The 15,953-nt window shown below is 37.1% G+C and carries 15 protein-coding genes and 2 riboswitches; of the genes, 2 read left to right on the plus strand and 13 right to left on the minus strand.

The window, feature by feature from the left end; all coding sequences use genetic code 11:
- Nucleotides 1-32 precede the first annotated feature (32 nt).
- Nucleotides 33-1,337: a SidA/IucD/PvdA family monooxygenase gene (locus MKX67_RS19300; RefSeq protein ID WP_342488604.1), complete on the plus strand. Its 1,305-nt coding sequence runs from the start codon at nt 33-35 to the stop codon at nt 1,335-1,337.
- A gap of 64 nt (nt 1,338-1,401) precedes the next feature.
- Here the strand turns inward: MKX67_RS19300 and MKX67_RS19305 are convergent, their stop codons facing one another.
- A complete protein-coding gene (locus MKX67_RS19305; RefSeq protein ID WP_095372001.1) occupies nt 1,402-2,199 on the minus strand; it encodes an SDR family oxidoreductase in 798 nt (265 codons plus the stop codon).
- Between the two features lie 117 nt (nt 2,200-2,316).
- Between MKX67_RS19305 and MKX67_RS19310 the strand changes: the two genes are divergently transcribed.
- A complete protein-coding gene (locus MKX67_RS19310) occupies nt 2,317-2,862 on the plus strand; it encodes a TetR/AcrR family transcriptional regulator (protein WP_095372000.1) in 546 nt (181 codons plus the stop codon).
- A 134-nt stretch (nt 2,863-2,996) separates the two neighbouring features.
- On the opposite strand, the gene MKX67_RS19315 is transcribed toward MKX67_RS19310, so the two are convergent.
- The 12 genes from MKX67_RS19315 to MKX67_RS19370 all read right to left on the minus strand — a co-directional run bounded on the left by MKX67_RS19315 (nt 2,997) and on the right by MKX67_RS19370 (nt 15,907).
- Nucleotides 2,997-4,085 (minus strand): N-acetylmuramoyl-L-alanine amidase, encoded by a 1,089-nt coding sequence (locus MKX67_RS19315; RefSeq protein WP_342488605.1) that lies wholly within the window; start codon nt 4,083-4,085, stop codon nt 2,997-2,999.
- Nucleotides 4,086-4,595: 510 nt separating this feature from the next.
- The gene (sufB, locus tag MKX67_RS19320) at nt 4,596-5,993 is read right to left on the minus strand and encodes a Fe-S cluster assembly protein SufB (RefSeq protein ID WP_095371998.1); all 1,398 of its coding nucleotides are present in this window, start codon (nt 5,991-5,993) and stop codon (nt 4,596-4,598) included.
- Nucleotides 5,994-6,064: 71 nt separating this feature from the next.
- Nucleotides 6,065-6,508 (minus strand): Fe-S cluster assembly sulfur transfer protein SufU, encoded by a 444-nt coding sequence (gene sufU, locus MKX67_RS19325; RefSeq protein WP_095371997.1) that lies wholly within the window; start codon nt 6,506-6,508, stop codon nt 6,065-6,067.
- A complete protein-coding gene (locus MKX67_RS19330) occupies nt 6,498-7,727 on the minus strand; it encodes a cysteine desulfurase (protein ID WP_095371996.1) in 1,230 nt (409 codons plus the stop codon). The genes sufU and MKX67_RS19330 overlap by 11 nt, the downstream gene beginning before the upstream one ends.
- Nucleotides 7,727-9,037: a Fe-S cluster assembly protein SufD gene (sufD, locus tag MKX67_RS19335; protein ID WP_342488606.1), complete on the minus strand. Its 1,311-nt coding sequence runs from the start codon at nt 9,035-9,037 to the stop codon at nt 7,727-7,729. Before sufD ends, MKX67_RS19330 begins: the two co-directional genes overlap by 1 nt.
- A gap of 15 nt (nt 9,038-9,052) precedes the next feature.
- Nucleotides 9,053-9,835 (minus strand): Fe-S cluster assembly ATPase SufC, encoded by a 783-nt coding sequence (gene sufC, locus MKX67_RS19340; RefSeq protein ID WP_095371994.1) that lies wholly within the window; start codon nt 9,833-9,835, stop codon nt 9,053-9,055.
- A gap of 434 nt (nt 9,836-10,269) precedes the next feature.
- Nucleotides 10,270-10,410, minus strand: coding sequence for a hypothetical protein (locus MKX67_RS19345; protein ID WP_180316907.1), 141 nt, complete (start codon nt 10,408-10,410; stop codon nt 10,270-10,272).
- 731 nt (nt 10,411-11,141) lie between these two features.
- Complete coding sequence (locus MKX67_RS19350; RefSeq protein ID WP_342488607.1) at nt 11,142-11,975, minus strand: MetQ/NlpA family ABC transporter substrate-binding protein; 834 nt, start codon at nt 11,973-11,975, stop codon at nt 11,142-11,144.
- Between the two features lie 13 nt (nt 11,976-11,988).
- The gene (locus MKX67_RS19355; RefSeq protein WP_095371992.1) at nt 11,989-12,657 is read right to left on the minus strand and encodes a methionine ABC transporter permease; all 669 of its coding nucleotides are present in this window, start codon (nt 12,655-12,657) and stop codon (nt 11,989-11,991) included.
- Nucleotides 12,650-13,675, minus strand: a complete 1,026-nt coding sequence (locus tag MKX67_RS19360; protein ID WP_095371991.1) for a methionine ABC transporter ATP-binding protein — start codon at nt 13,673-13,675, stop codon at nt 12,650-12,652. The genes MKX67_RS19355 and MKX67_RS19360 overlap by 8 nt, the downstream gene beginning before the upstream one ends.
- A gap of 113 nt (nt 13,676-13,788) precedes the next feature.
- Nucleotides 13,789-13,893, minus strand: a riboswitch (SAM riboswitch).
- An 87-nt stretch (nt 13,894-13,980) separates the two neighbouring features.
- Nucleotides 13,981-15,297: an O-acetylhomoserine aminocarboxypropyltransferase/cysteine synthase family protein gene (locus tag MKX67_RS19365; protein WP_341097877.1), complete on the minus strand. Its 1,317-nt coding sequence runs from the start codon at nt 15,295-15,297 to the stop codon at nt 13,981-13,983.
- Between the two features lie 80 nt (nt 15,298-15,377).
- Nucleotides 15,378-15,483, minus strand: a riboswitch (SAM riboswitch).
- An 88-nt stretch (nt 15,484-15,571) separates the two neighbouring features.
- The gene (locus tag MKX67_RS19370) at nt 15,572-15,907 is read right to left on the minus strand and encodes a hypothetical protein (RefSeq protein ID WP_095371989.1); all 336 of its coding nucleotides are present in this window, start codon (nt 15,905-15,907) and stop codon (nt 15,572-15,574) included.
- Between the last annotated feature and the right edge of the window lie 46 nt (nt 15,908-15,953).

Genomic DNA, 15,953 nt, shown 5'->3' on the forward strand with positions numbered 1-15,953 from the left:
TATTTCACCTATTAACGGAAGAAGGGATACTATTGGGCACACCTGTCGTTTATGACTTTATTGGCATTGGCTTAGGGCCTTTTAATTTAAGTCTTGCAGCTTTAACTGATCAAGTCAAAGAGATAGATGGATTATTTTTTGAACAAGAAGAGGAGTTTGTATGGCATCCAGGTATGCTTATAGAGGGCACAGATTTACAGACACCCTTTTTAGCTGATTTAGTAACATTTGCCGACCCAACTAGTCCATATACATTTATCAATTATTTACATACTAATGAGCGCTTATATGCGTTCTACTTTTTCAACCAATTCAACATTCCGCGCAAAGAATATAGTGACTATTGTAGTTGGGTAGCCCATCAATTATCACATTGTTATTTCAGCCATCGTGTAACAAATGTGATAGAAACAAAAGATCATCTTTATCAAGTAACTGTAGAGAATCTACTAAAAAAAGAAGTATCCAACTATTTAACAAAGAATCTCATTATCGGAACTGGCAGTATACCAATGGTTCCAAAGGGATTAGATGGAGATTGGCCAAACAATGATATTAGTCACTCAAGTGAGTATTTGTTTCATGAGAAGCAATTGAAAAGTGGGCATTCAGTCACTGTAATCGGTTCTGGTCAAAGTGCATCTGAGATTTTTTACGACTTATTGTTAGATCAGAAAAACCACGATTATGAACTAACATGGTTTACAAGATCTTCAGGCCTTTTTCAAAAAGAAGATGCCAAATTAGGGAAAGAATTTTTCTCGCCTGAATATATTCATTATTTCCATCAACTTGATTTTGACCATCGTCTAGAAGCATTAGATTCTTTAAATCAACTACGGAATGGCATTGACCCCGAAACTTTAAAGAAAATTTATAATCTGCTTTACCATCGTTCTATTAGTGGAGAAAAACTCAATGTAACTATCCAACCCTTAACAGAAGCGAAGAAAATAGAGAAAATAGAGAAGACGTACCATCTACATTGTCAACAATGGCAGCAGGAGAAAAAATTTACTCATCAAACGGAAAAGGTCGTCTTAGCAACTGGTTATAAACCCGCCCTACCGAATTGGTTATCACAATTTGCCGATGAAATTATTTGGGAAGACAATAAACGATTCAAAGTAACGGAAAATTATCAAATTGACTTTAAGAAAAAGAAAACAAATCATATCTATACCTTAACCAATATCGAGCATTCTCACGGGGCTAGTGCAACAAATCTAGGCCTATCTGTTCTAAGAAATCTAAAAATCATCAATTCAATTGCTGGAAAAGAAATATACCCTGAACCAACAAAAACGGTTTTTCAGCAATTTTCACCGAAACACTAGTCAATGTTGATACAGTCAATAAAGAAACCCTGCTGATGAAAGTCTATTCAGCAGGGTTTCTTTTTTATTTTAGGTTAGCGACAGTGCCACCATCGACTCTTAAATCAGTTCCAGTAATATAGCTTGCAGCATCACTCACTAGAAACGCAACGGCTGAAGCAATTTCAGTTGATTCTCCTTCACGCTGCAAAGGTGTTTTTTCTAGTAACATCTTCATTTGCTCAGATTGACTAGCTTCCTGTCTACCCATTGGTGTATTTATCGTACCTGGAGAAACAGAAACAATTCGCGCCCCTTTCTGTCCCCACTTCCATGCTTGGTCTTCTACAATTAATAAAACACCTAATTTCGAAAAGCTATAGGCAGCACCAGAATTCGTTTGATAGAAAGGCTCCATCTTCTTGTGTAAATCTTCAGCTAACGGCGCCTTTAGTATTTCGCTATACGGCCCTTCCTTTGGCACCATATGTCCACTCATTGAGGAAATACAGACGGCAACTGTCCCTTTTTGTGCGATTTCATAGAAGGCATTTAAAATGATACTTGTTCCTTTTAAATTAACATCAACAATTCTTTTCGCATCAGCCATCGTCGGTGATAATCCAGCTGTATTGATGATGGACTTTAACTCACCTAATGAATCAGCCTTTTGCACCAATGCTCGAACATTTTCTTGATCTGTTATATCTACTGTTTGATAATGTACTTGAGCGATTCCTTTGTCATTTAACTCTTGCTGGGTCTGTTTTAATCTCTCTTCATTCACATCGGCGAGCAAATAGATATCTTCCTTGTTTAACGCTTCTGCAATCGCTTTTCCCATGCCACCTGTACCACCAGTTATTACATGAACATTTGTCACTTATGTTCCCCTCCGTTATACTTCAATTTACTATCACTTATAATTGTAAAAAAACAAGCCAATACAAACAAACGACATTTTCACACTAAATGTCCAATTTAAGGAGATGAGGAAGCAATGCTACAAAATACATCTGCAAAAGCTTATATCATCACAGCACTACTAGAGCTATTACATCAAAAGACATTCTCTTCTATAACAGTAAAAGAGATTGTAAAAAGAGCAGGCATTAGTCGCTCTACCTTCTATGTCTATTACTATGATAAATATGATTTGCTTGAGCAACTCTCAAAGGACATTATCAACGAATTTTTAGCCTTTTATCCTCAAGCTAAAAAAATGCACCATCCCCATTTAAAGGTTGAAGAAACAACCAAGGATATATGTAATCATGTCTTTTCTTATCAATCTTTTTATAAAGAACAGTTAAAAAACCCACAATTCATTCACCAATTATCACGAGAACTATCTGCAGCATTAATGCATGTCTATAACCATAAAAGTTACGCCTCCTTTTCTAGCTATGGCACAGTTGGCTTTCTGGCTGAATGGGTATATGACTCTTTTCAAATGACACCTGAGGAAGCTGCTATTGAATTAAGAAAGATAGGGACTACAGATTGGTCAAGCTTCACATACAAACATGAAAACGGCGAACTCTAAGGAAAAATGATTATTCCATTAAGGATCTTTATTCTTTGGATATACAAGTCAATTGAATTTCTCTATGCAATAATATAAAAAAAGCAAGGTGAATACTTCCATTAAAGTAACCTTGCTTTTTATTTTATCTTCATTTATTTAACAAAAGTTCCTGCATTTAGTCGTCGTTGCATTTCTTTTACAACGAGGGATGGACGACTTAGTACACCATCAACAACCGTCCCCAAATATATTTGTAACGCTCTTACTGTATGAGGACCCATAAAACCATCAGGATTTGCACCAATCATTCGTTGTAATGCTTTTACCATCGGACTTCCTTGTTTTCCACTAGCAAAGTGAATCGTTCCATCATAGAAGGCATTCGTTACACTATTTTTCGGCTGATTACTGATGATACCATCAACAGGAGTACCAAGTGCTTTTTGTAGTGCTCTCGTTGTTGATTTTCCCCATTTTCCGTCCACATTCAGATTCGCTTTCGGGGCTATTTGTGGCTTCTTCGGCACTCCTTTTTTGATTTTTTCTAATAAAGCAATGTTTTGCGCCGCCGTACCTTGATAATTATTCATCCCATATTGCTTTGCTAATATTGCTCGATTCTTGAAAGATGAGTCGATCCCTTGTGCGTTAAGATAGTCGACAATACTATTTCCATTCTCAACCGGTTTTGGTTTTGGTTTCGGCTGATTAGGACCGGGGGAAGGGGATCCGAAATTTTCCTCTTCCTGCACCCCATCTACTTTATTCAAAAAATCCTCCCATGTAATGCCCTTATAACCCGCGCGCAATTGTGCTGGGCAGTTTTTCCCTGACCAATCGTGATGTTGTTTAATTCTACTCCGATCCAACCCATACTTGTCCATCAACATTTTGACTAATGCTGCTCCATTATTGATTGTCTGTTCATAACCTCCATCGGCATTGATGCACATTTCAATATGAATCGACGCCGTATTCCCCGGACCTCGCCCATCTCCTGCTGCCCAGCACATCACATCATCTTCAAATGACTGAATTACCATGCGATCATCCACTTGGTAGTGCCAACTAGCTTGTCTTGCATTTAAGTTCGACTGTAAATTAGCGTGCATCTGTGCATTTGCTCCGATTCCCATATTTCCTGTTTGATGTGGTGTTATATATTGAATTTTGTTCCCTTTACCATAAGAGCGTTGATTAACCACTTCCTGAGATACCAGCTGCTTTATCACATTAACCATATAAAAACACTCTCCTTTCTATAATATATAAGTAAAAAGGACTGCCCGTGTGGACAGCCCTTCATAAAAATACATATAGAAAGCCTATTTTTTCTATAGAATGGAGGAGTAAAAATATAATGAGCAAATTACTGGTCTAGGTATATAAGACGCATTTGCTACTCTATTGTTTCAACCGTGTTGTTAATGCAAATGCATTTGGCTTCCCAAAATAGCGTAGTAACCTAAAAACATAATCGACATTCAAAAATTATGACAATAAACGAACGACTTGCTGTTTTTGGGTGGGGAAATTCCTTGCATGCATCTCACTCTGTAGACAATTATGAAAAAGTAGCATGACTGATTAAACTAAATAACCTCTGACTTAAACTCAAAAAAAGAAGACGAACTAAAAAAGTTCGCCTCATATACTAAAAATAAACGAGAAAATAATCTGAATCGGCACGAACGTATTTTCCCTCTATTACTCCAAACAAAAAACCCTTAAATAATAAGGGTTTTAAGCATTTATCCAATTGAACCTTCCATCTCGAACTTGATCAAACGGTTCATTTCAACAGCATATTCCATTGGAAGTTCTTTTGTAAATGGTTCGATGAAGCCCATAACAATCATTTCTGTTGCCTCTTCTTCAGAAATACCTCTGCTCATTAGATAAAATAGTTGTTCTTCAGATACTTTAGATACCTTTGCTTCGTGCTCTAATGAAATATTGTCATTCATGATTTCATTATAAGGAATCGTATCAGAAGTTGACTGATTATCCATAATTAATGTATCACATTCAATATTTGAACGTGCGCCAGTTGCTTTACGTCCAAATTGAACAATTCCACGGTAAGTTACTTTACCACCTTGTTTAGCAATTGATTTAGAGACAATTGTCGAAGATGTATTAGGTGCTAAGTGTAGCATTTTCGCACCTGCATCTTGGTGTTGTCCTTTACCTGCTAATGCGATGGACAATGTCATACCACGAGCGCCTTCACCTTTAAGAATAACGGCTGGATATTTCATCGTTAGTTTGGATCCGATGTTACCATCAATCCATTCCATTGTTGCATTTTCTTCACAAACTGCACGTTTTGTAACGAGGTTAAACACGTTATTTGCCCAGTTTTGAATTGTTGTATAACGGCAATATGCGCCTTTTTTGATGATAATTTCAACTACGGCACTATGCAGTGAATTTGTTGTATAAACAGGTGCTGTACAACCTTCAACATAGTGTACATGTGCGCCTTCATCTACAATGATTAACGTACGCTCGAACTGACCCATATTCTCAGAGTTAATACGGAAGTAAGCTTGTAATGGTGTGTCTACTTTAATTCCTTTAGGAACGTAGATGAATGAACCACCAGACCATACGGCTGAGTTTAATGCAGCGAATTTATTATCTGTCGGTGGGATTACCTTTGCCCAGTGCTCACGGAAAATATCTTCGTTTTCACGTAGGGCAGAATCTGTATCTTTAAAGACAATTCCTTTTGACTCAAGATCCTCTTGCATATTATGGTAAACAACCTCAGATTCGTATTGAGCTGAAACCCCAGCAAGATATTTTTGCTCCGCTTCTGGAATACCTAACTTATCAAAAGTTTGTTTGATTTCTTCAGGTACCTCATCCCAAGAACGCTCTGTTTTCTCAGATGGTTTTACATAATACGTAATCTCATCAAAGTTTAGTGCTGATAGATCGCCACCCCATTGAGGCATTGGCATATTGTAGAAGTGCTCTAAAGATTTTAATCGGAAGTCAAGCATCCATTGAGGCTCTTCCTTCATTTTAGAAATCTCTTGCACGATTTCTTTAGTTAAACCGCGTTTTGACCGGAAAATGGAAATGTCCTTATCGGCAAATCCATACTTGTAATCGCCGATTTCAGGTGCTTTTTTTGCCATTTCGTATTCCTCCATTCTTATGGTTAGAAAAATCCTTCACCATGATTTATTTTAACGTCACAACTCTATGACTACTTAGCTGTATCTTCCTCGTTCATTCCCTTTTCCATCGCCTTCCACGCTAGTGTCGCACACTTAATACGTGCCGGAAATTGGGAAACACCTTGAAGTGCTTCAATATCACCCAAATCGATATCGTCGTCATAATCTTTCCCAAGCATCATATCAGAAAAAATATGAGATAGCTTTACTGCTTCTTCCTTTGTTTTTCCCTTAATCGCCTGTGTCATCATAGATGCCGATGACATTGAGATAGAACAGCCTTCACCTTCAAATTTGGCATCAGCGACTTTCCCATCTTCGAGCTTTAAGGTTAACTGAATTCTATCTCCACAAGTCGGATTATTCATATTAACTGTTAAGCTATCATCTTCAAGCACGCCTTTGTTTCGAGGGTTCTTGTAGTGATCCATAATCACTTGGCGATAGAGGGTATCTAAGTTATTAAAAGACATCGCTGAAATACTCCTTCGTTTTAATAAGCCCTGCTGTAAGCTTATCAATATCTTCTTCTGTGTTATATAAATAGAAGCTTGCTCTAGCTGTTGCTGATTGCTTCAACCATTTCATTAACGGCTGTGCACAATGATGTCCCGCTCTAATAGCGATTCCTTCAGCGTCTAATACCGTTGCCACATCATGCGGGTGAACATCATCTAAATTAAATGTAACAATTCCTGCACGATTTGCTGCTGTTTTTGGACCGAAAATTTTCATGCCTTCTACTTCAGAAAGTCTCTCTAAAGCATAAGCAGCAAGCTTATGTTCATGAGCCTCAATTTGGTCTAAACCAATTTCTTCCAAGAAATCAATCGCTGCACCTAGTCCAATCGCTCCAGCAATGATTGGTGTGCCACCTTCAAACTTCCACGGAAGTTCTTTCCATGTAGACTCATATAAGCCGACAAAATCAATCATTTCGCCACCAAATTCAACTGGCTCCATATTTTCTAAAAGTTGTTTCTTTCCATAAAGAACACCAATACCAGTAGGTCCACACATTTTATGTCCTGAAAAAGCAAGAAAATCACAATCTAGATCTTGCACATCAATTTTTAAATGCGGTGCCCCTTGTGCAGCATCAACAACCATTACAGCTCCATGCTGATGAGCAATTTTGGCAATATCTTTAATAGGATTGATTACACCCAATACGTTAGATACAAGTGTAACAGAAACAATTTTCGTTTGGTCTGTAATTGTAGCGGAAACATCACTCAGAGCAATTGTTCCATCTTCTTGTAATGGTAAATATTTTAATGTTGCACCAGTTTCCTTAGCCACTTGTTGCCAAGGAATAATATTACTATGGTGCTCCATATAGGAGATAACAATCTCATCCCCTTCTGAAAGATTCGCTCTCGCATAGCTTGCAGCCACTTTATTTATACTAGTCGTTGTTCCTCTAGTAAAGATAATTTCTTCAGTGGATTTTGCCCTGATAAACTTGCGGACTTTTTCTCTGGCGCCTTCATAGCCGTCAGTAGCCCTTGTACCTAAAGTGTGTACACCTCTATGAACATTTGAATTATCGTTATGATAATATTTTTGTACCGCTTCAATCACTTGAATTGGTTTTTGTGATGTAGCACCGCTATCTAAATACACTAATGGATGGCCATTGACTTCTTGATTTAGTATTGGAAATAGCTCGCGAATCTCTTTTGCATTCATTATTGAACTTTCCCTTCGATCACAGCTGTTAATTGCTTTTTAACCCCTTCGATAGGAAGAGCATTAACTACTGGAGCAAGGAAGCCATGAATAACAAGGCGTTCTGCTTCTTTTTGTGAAATACCACGACTCATCAAATAATATAATTGTAACGGGTCGACACGACCAACAGAAGCTGCGTGACCAGCTGTTACATCATCTTCATCAATCAATAGAATTGGATTCGCATCTCCACGTGCTTTTTCGCTTAACATTAATACACGAGATTCTTGTTCTGCATTTGCCTTTGTCGCTCCGTGCTCAATTTTACCAATTCCATTAAAGATGGAAGTAGCTGCATCCTTCATTACACCATGTTTTAAGATGTAACCTTCAGATGCTTTACCAAAGTGTACGATGTTTGTTGTAAAGTTTTGCGTTTGTTTCCCGCGACCTACAACGACTGTTTTCATATCTCCATATGAACCATCGCCGATTAAATTCGTTTTATTATCAGATACTGTATCGCCATCATTCATTAAGCCTAATGCCCATTCAATACGTGCATCTCGGCCAGCAACTCCGCGACGATTCACATATACAGTAGTTCCAGCAGATAAAGTGTCTACCGCTCCATAAGTTACTTTTGCATTTGTATTAGCAACAACTTCGGAAATGATGTTAAAAATGCCTTTGCTTTCTTCCATTGTTGAAATGTAGTTTTCTACATAAGTAACAGAACTATTATCTTCAGCAACCAATAATACATGATTGAATAGGTTTGCTTCTTGATCGTCGTGAATAAATACAGAGTGTAGTGGCTCTTTGATTTCTACATTTTTAGGAATATAGACAAATACGCCACCATTCATCAGTGCAGCATGTAAAGCTGTTAACTTATGTTCGTCAACCTTTACCCCATCTGTCATATAATATTTTTGTAACAGCTCTCCGTGCTCTCTAGCAGCAGTAAAGATGTCGGTGAAAATAACACCTTGATCTAGAACTGTCTTTGATAAAGAGATATATGCCGGACGATTATTACGCTGAATATATAAATTTTGGTCAGCTGATTCTAAATTGATTAAGCTTCTTACTTCTTCTGGCAAGTCAGTTAATGAAGAGTAATCTTCACTTCCCACGATATGCTTATCAAATTGAGTGAAATTCCATTTTGAAATATTTGTTTTATCAGGCTTAGGCATTGGAAGATCTTCAGCTTTCTCCAGTGCGTTTACACGGAGATCTGTCATCCATGCAGGCTCGCCCATATCTTTTGAAAAAGAATGTACGTATTCTTTATCAAATGGTAACTTTATTTCTGTTGACATAGTGATCCTCCTAACTTACGCTTCTTGCTCAACTGATTCGTCTTCAATACCTAATTCTTTTTTAATCCAGTCATAACCTTCAGCTTCTAGTCTTTGTGCTAATTCTGGTCCACCAGACTTAACGACACGACCTTGCATCATTACATGCACGTGATCAGGCGTGATGTAGTTTAATAGACGTTGATAGTGAGTAATAATTAAGCAACCAAATTCCTCACCGCGCATTTCATTAATCCCTTTAGAAACGACTTTCAATGCATCGATATCTAATCCAGAATCAATTTCATCAAGAATCGCAATTTTAGGCTCAATCATCATCATCTGTAGGATTTCATTACGTTTTTTCTCCCCACCAGAGAAGCCTTCGTTTAAGTAACGTTGGGCCATATCTGTATCCATTTCAAGATACTCCATGTTTTTATCCATTTTACGAATGAATTTCATTAGAGAAATCTCTTCGCCTTCTTCTCGACGGCTATTAATTGCGGAACGTAAAAAATCTGCATTTGTTACGCCACTGATTTCACTTGGGTACTGCATTGCTAGGAATAGACCTGCGCGCGCGCGCTCATCTACTTCCATTTCAAGTACATCTTCACCATCTAAAATAATACTTCCTTTTGTTACTTCATATTTCGGATGTCCCATAATTGCGGAAGATAATGTTGATTTACCTGTTCCGTTAGGACCCATAATTGCGTGGATTTCTCCACCCTTTATCTCAAGGTTAACACCTTTTAAAATCTCTTTTCCTTCAATTTCAACATGAAGGTCTTTAATTGTTAATGTAGATGCCATGTTTATACCTCCGTAATAAAAAAGATTTGCACTGTTAAGTCAAATCTCATTTCTAGTTTAATTCTCACTTTATTCTCATTACAATCTTATAACAAATTAAATGTGATATCAACTCTTTGCACATATTAGACGATATTTCCACTATGTATATGTTGTAAACCTATCACCATCCATTATTCTACACTAAATTTAGCGAAAATAACTCATTTTTCTTCTATTTATATATGACTTATTGTTAAGTTCTTTTCTACTTGCATTTATGTCCAAATTAAAATCGGCATAATCATCTTGTTCATAAGCCATTATATAAACAAAAGAAACCAAATTTTTACACAATATATGGTTTCACGCCACCTTAACATTGACGTAATTAAATCTCATTTTCATTTATTATATACAAAAAGAGCCGTCTAACTGACAGCTCTCCTCTTTATTTAAGCATGTGCTTTACGTTCGATATCGGCAACAATTCTTTGACTCTTTAAGTAATCTTTTTCACGCTGTTTTTCTACGCGCATCCTTACATCCTGTCTTTGGCAATACGTTTCATAACCTACTCCATATGCTCCGTGCATGGCCTTTTCCATTTCGCTTGTGTAATTCAGCTGTAGCTGACTAATAATGAATCAATCCTTTCAAATTTTCGCCGTTTAAAGCGTTATAATGATTACAATAAAAATACTACACTATAAACTTACCCGACTCAAACACGATAAAACACGAAAATACGCTTTTTTACTGAATTTATCGTGATTGGTTTTATCCACCTCTTTTATTCATAAATTCATGGGTCAATACTTACAAATATTCACCTTTACTCATACAAAGGTTAGGAATGACTATTTTGTCTGTGCAAAACACCTCTAATCAACAGTTAAGGTCACCTTTGTAAGATTAAGCAATATACAGAGAATTATTATTTGTTTTTTATTAAGATTTTTATTTTCAACTTCTGATATACGATCTAATCGGTTTTTGTTCTGCTATCTTTGCAATTTTCTCTCTCGTTCGCAAGCCGCTTTTATTAGCAATTTTTCGTATCCTTAACCTTGATGTACGCTGAAAACCGATCATGGGGAAAAGCTTGTAAATTATATTTATCATTTTCTTTCTTAATAATACAAATTTTCCTCACTTCTTGTTTCTATCAAATCAAATTCAGGGATTCTTCAAAAGCCATCTACCTTATCTCCATCAATTGTCCTAGTTAGCCCCAAAAGGTGATTGACTCAGTGGATGTATCTTTTACATCGCCTTACAAAAAAAAGAAGCCTACAACTAAGTAGACTTCTTTAATAAATTTCTATTATTCAGTAACAGGTACAACTGCACCTTCATATTGTTCTTCAATGAAACTTTGGATTTCTTCAGAGTGTAATACTTCTAGTAGTGCTTTTATTTCTTCTTTGTCTTCATCCCCAGCTCTAACTGCGATTACATTCACATATGGAGAATCACTTTCTTCAAGTGCAATTGCATCTTCCACTGGATTTAAGCCAGCATCAATTGCATAGTTAGAGTTAATTAGAACTGCGTCACCTTCTCCATTATTATATATTTGTGGAAGAAGTGCTGCTTCATACTCCGTATCAAACTTTAGATTTTTCGTATTTTCCTCAATATCATCAATTGTCGCTGTCGTTTTATCGACATCAGCTTTTAGTGTAATCAAACCTTCCTTTTCTAACATTGTCAAAATACGACCATGGTCAGGTACAGAGCTACTCATAATAACTGTTGCTCCTTCTGGAAGATCATCTAAGCTATCATATTCTTGTGAATAAACACCAATTGGCTCGATATGAACACCACCAGCATTAACAAAATCATAATCATTTTCAGCCATTTGAGATTCTAAATAAGGGATATGTTGGAAATAGTTCGCATCAATATCGCCACCCTCTAACGCTTGGTTCGGTACAATATAATCTTGGAACGTTGTGATATCCAGCTCAATTCCTTTTTCTTCTAATAAAGGTTTTGCTTCATTAAGGATTTCAGCATGCGGTACGTTAGATGCCCCAATTTTTAATGTTTTTGTTCCTTCATCAGATCCTTCGCTACCTTCATCTGAAGATCCACAGGCAGCAATAAATAATACAACAGCTGCAATCATTAAAACAGATAACCATTTTTTCATTTTTTTAGCTCTCCTATCGTTTGTCTAGTTTGGAAGTAATCAAATCACCAATCATTTGGATGATAAACACGATAATTAAGATAATAATCGTTGCAATCCATACAACGTCATATCTACTTCTTTGGAAACCTTCTAAGTAGGCAAGGTTCCCTAATCCTCCTGCACCTATGACACCTGCCATTGCCGTATATCCGACTAGCGCAATCGCTGTAACGGTAATACCCGAAACAAGCGCTGGCATAGATTCAGGGATGAGTACTTTCCATATAATTGTACTTGTTTTTGCACCCATCGATTTAGAGGCTTCAATGACACCTTTATCAATCTCACGTAAGCCAATTTCCACCATTCTTGCATAGAAAGGTGCTGCACCAATAATGAGTGCTGGTAATGCTGCATTTTCACCAATCATTGTCCCTAAAATCATTTTTGTGAAAGGGATTAATAACACAATCAAGATTAAAAACGGAATGGATCGAAAGACATTGACGAATGCCGCAATGATCTTATTAACTAGCTGATTTTGCCATATATTACCTTTAGAGGTTAAGAACAAAAGTAATCCAAGAATAATTCCTAAAATAAACGTGGCTATAACAGAAATACTTGTCATATATAAAGTTTCTTTTGTTGCTTCCCACATTCTTTCCCAATCCACATTTGGTAGCCATTCATTAAGCATGGGAAATCACCTCCACGCCAACCTTCTGCGAATGAATATATTCAATCGCGCGGGTAACCTCATCCGACTCTCCATCTATATGAATAAATAAGGTACCGTAAGAGCCACTTTGTGTTTGGGATATCTTTCCTTGTAATACATTCACTGTTACATTGTAGTGGCGAATTAAGTTTGTGATTAATGGTTGTTCCGCTGAACCACCTACAAATCCAAGTTGAACAATTTGGCCATTTGGATAAGCACTCAGTAAATGTGTAATCGTTTCCTTCGTTTCTTCCGGTTCGGTCACTTGTTGAACAAATCGCTTCGTAATAGGTTCTTTTGGCTTTTGGAACACATCTAGCACTTCGCCAATTTCAACAATTCTTCCACCTTCCATGACAGCCACACGGTGGCAAATCTTGCGAATGACATGCATTTCATGCGTAATTAACACAATAGTTAACCCTAAACGTTCATTAATATCAACAAGTAAGTCGAGAATACTATCAGTTGTTTGCGGATCTAGAGCACTTGTCGCCTCATCACATAACAGTACTTTAGGATTATTGGCAAGTGCTCTAGCAATACCTACTCGCTGTTTTTGTCCACCGCTTAATTGCGAGGGATAGGCATCCTCTCGACCATCTAGTCCAACCAATTTAATTAATTCATTAACTCTCTCTAGTCGCGCTTTCTTAGGTACACCAGCAATTTCTAATGGAAACGCAATGTTTTCTCGTACTGTTCGAGACCACAATAAATTAAAATGTTGGAAAATCATGCTTATTTCTTGTCTAGCCTTTCTTAAGCTAGCACCTTTTATGCGAGAAACTTCATTCCCAGCTACAGATACAACGCCTTCAGTCGGGATTTCAAGTCCATTTAACATACGAATCAATGTACTTTTACCCGCACCACTGTATCCGATTACACCGAATATTTCACCCTCGTTAATTTCGAGGTTAACATTGTCTACTGCATTTACTTTCCCGTTTTTCGTTGAGAAAATCTTTTTTACATCTTTTATTGAAATCATTTTATACTTCACCTCTTCAATCCAGAAAAACCAACACATTTATAGCATATCCATTGTTTATAAAAAAAGCCTTCCTGCTTATGAGCAGAAAGGCTTGTTATGAAAATTCCTTTCTCTCATCTTTCAAAGCTAATGCTTTGAGTGAATTGGCACCATTTCAATTAAATGACGGTTGCCGGGCTTCAAAGGGCACTTCCCTCCACCTCTCTAAATAAGAGCAAACTATGAATATATTGAATTTTTTTGTGTACCTGTGTAATAGTATCATGTCATTGAAGTAGGTGTCAAATCTGAAATAATAGTTGTTAGACCCTTATATTTAATGAAGCAATACCGGTTGCCGCTTCAATAGCAGATTCAAGATCATCGATCAAATCTTCTACATTTTCAATTCCAATTGATAATCGGATTAAGTCTTCAGGTACACCTGCTTGTTTTAACCCATCTTGATTAAGTTGTTGATGCGTTGTGCTTGCTGGATGTATAATAAGACTTTTTGCATCACCTACATTCGCTACATGTGCGAACAGCTCAACCGAATTAATAACCTTCGCACCTGCTTCACGCCCACCAGATATGCCAAAAACGACAACTGCCCCTGCACCTTTAGATAAATATTTGTCTGCTAATTCTTTATTAGGATGGTTGTCATCGCCCGGATAAAGTACCCAATTAACAGCAGAGTGATTATTTAAATATTGCACAATTTTTTTCGTATTAGCAATATGTTCTTTCATTCGAACCGTTAACGTTTCTAAACCTAACGTAAATTGGAAGGCGCTTTGTGCACTTAGTGCTGGACCTAAATCTCTTAGAAGCTGCACTCTCGCTTTAGTAATATATGCTACAGGGCCAAGTGCCTCACTATATACTAAATCGTTATAGCTTGTATCCGGCTGACTTAATCCTGGATACTTCTCTGAGTTCCAATCAAATTTACCACCGTCAACAATGATCCCCCCCATTGTCGTCCCATTCCCAAGTAACCATTTCGTAGCAGAATGAACAACAATATCTGCGCCATGCTCAATCGGCCGACATAGATAAGGAGTTGCAAATGTGTTATCAACCACTAACGGCACACCATGTTCATGGGCGATATTTGAAACTGTTTCAATATCTAGTACTTGTAAACTCGGGTTACCAATGGTTTCGGCAAATACAGCTCGTGTCTTCTCATTGATTGCTGCTCGTAGTTCCTCTTCATTATTAATATCGATAAGCCTAACGTTGATGCCGTACTTTGGTAAAGTGACTGTAAATAAATTATATGTACCTCCATATAAATTAGAGGCAGCTACAATTTCATCACCCGCTTGAACAATATTAAGAAGAGCTAAGTAAATGGCTGCTTGCCCGCTTGCTAATGCTAATGCGCCTGTTCCCCCTTCTAACAATGCAACTCTTTCCTCAAACACAGTAACCGTTGGATTATGAATACGAGAATAAATATATCCTGTTTCTTTTAAGCCAAATAAGTCTTGCGCATGCTCTGTATTCTGGAATTGATAAGCATTATTTTGATAGATTGGGACCGCTCTTGCCCCTGTTACTGGATCAGGTTTTAGCCCACCATGAACACCAATTGTTTCAAATCGAAGTTGCTTTTCTTTTTCTGCCATTTTACATCTCTCCTCTTTTTTAAATTGGAAAGAAAAGACGACCAAAAACCCTCTTCACAAAGAAGAGGGTTTATCATCTCTTCTTATCTACCAGAGCTTTTATGCTCTGCTGGAATTAGCACCGTGTATCAAACAACCGGTTGCCGGGTTTCATAGGGCCAGTCCCTCCACCACTCTCGATAAGAATATTTAATTTTCTAATTATTCTAAGGATAGAATAACAACCTTTTTTTGGGAAGTCAATCTTTTTTTAGGACATTTGATGTATTTATGATTATTTTTGATTTAATACGAAAATGGCATCTAATTTTAATAATTGTCTAAAAGTCGACTTAAGGATGATATGCTTTTCATCCACTTGTTTCTTTAGACTCGTACGCCCTTGAAGCAAAGAATGAAAGTGGTCAGCAGTAGTTTGAATGTTTATATGATAATTTTTCAATGGGCGAGTATGTTTAATTAGCAGCCTTTTACGGTCTAATGTCAAATACATTAGATTTTGTTCTAATTCTACTCGAATCCTTATAGGTTCCTTTAACATCATTAAAATATGATCATTTACTCTTAAAGATTGATTAAAATGATAAATGAGTTCCTCTATTGAAACCACCCCCAGCCCGCGTCTTATATTCTATAATTCTGTTCCAAGAAATGAT

Origin of the sequence: Cytobacillus sp. FSL W7-1323 (assembly GCF_038595015.1) — a bacterium.
Lineage (GTDB): Bacteria > Bacillota > Bacilli > Bacillales > Cytobacillaceae > Cytobacillus > Cytobacillus kochii.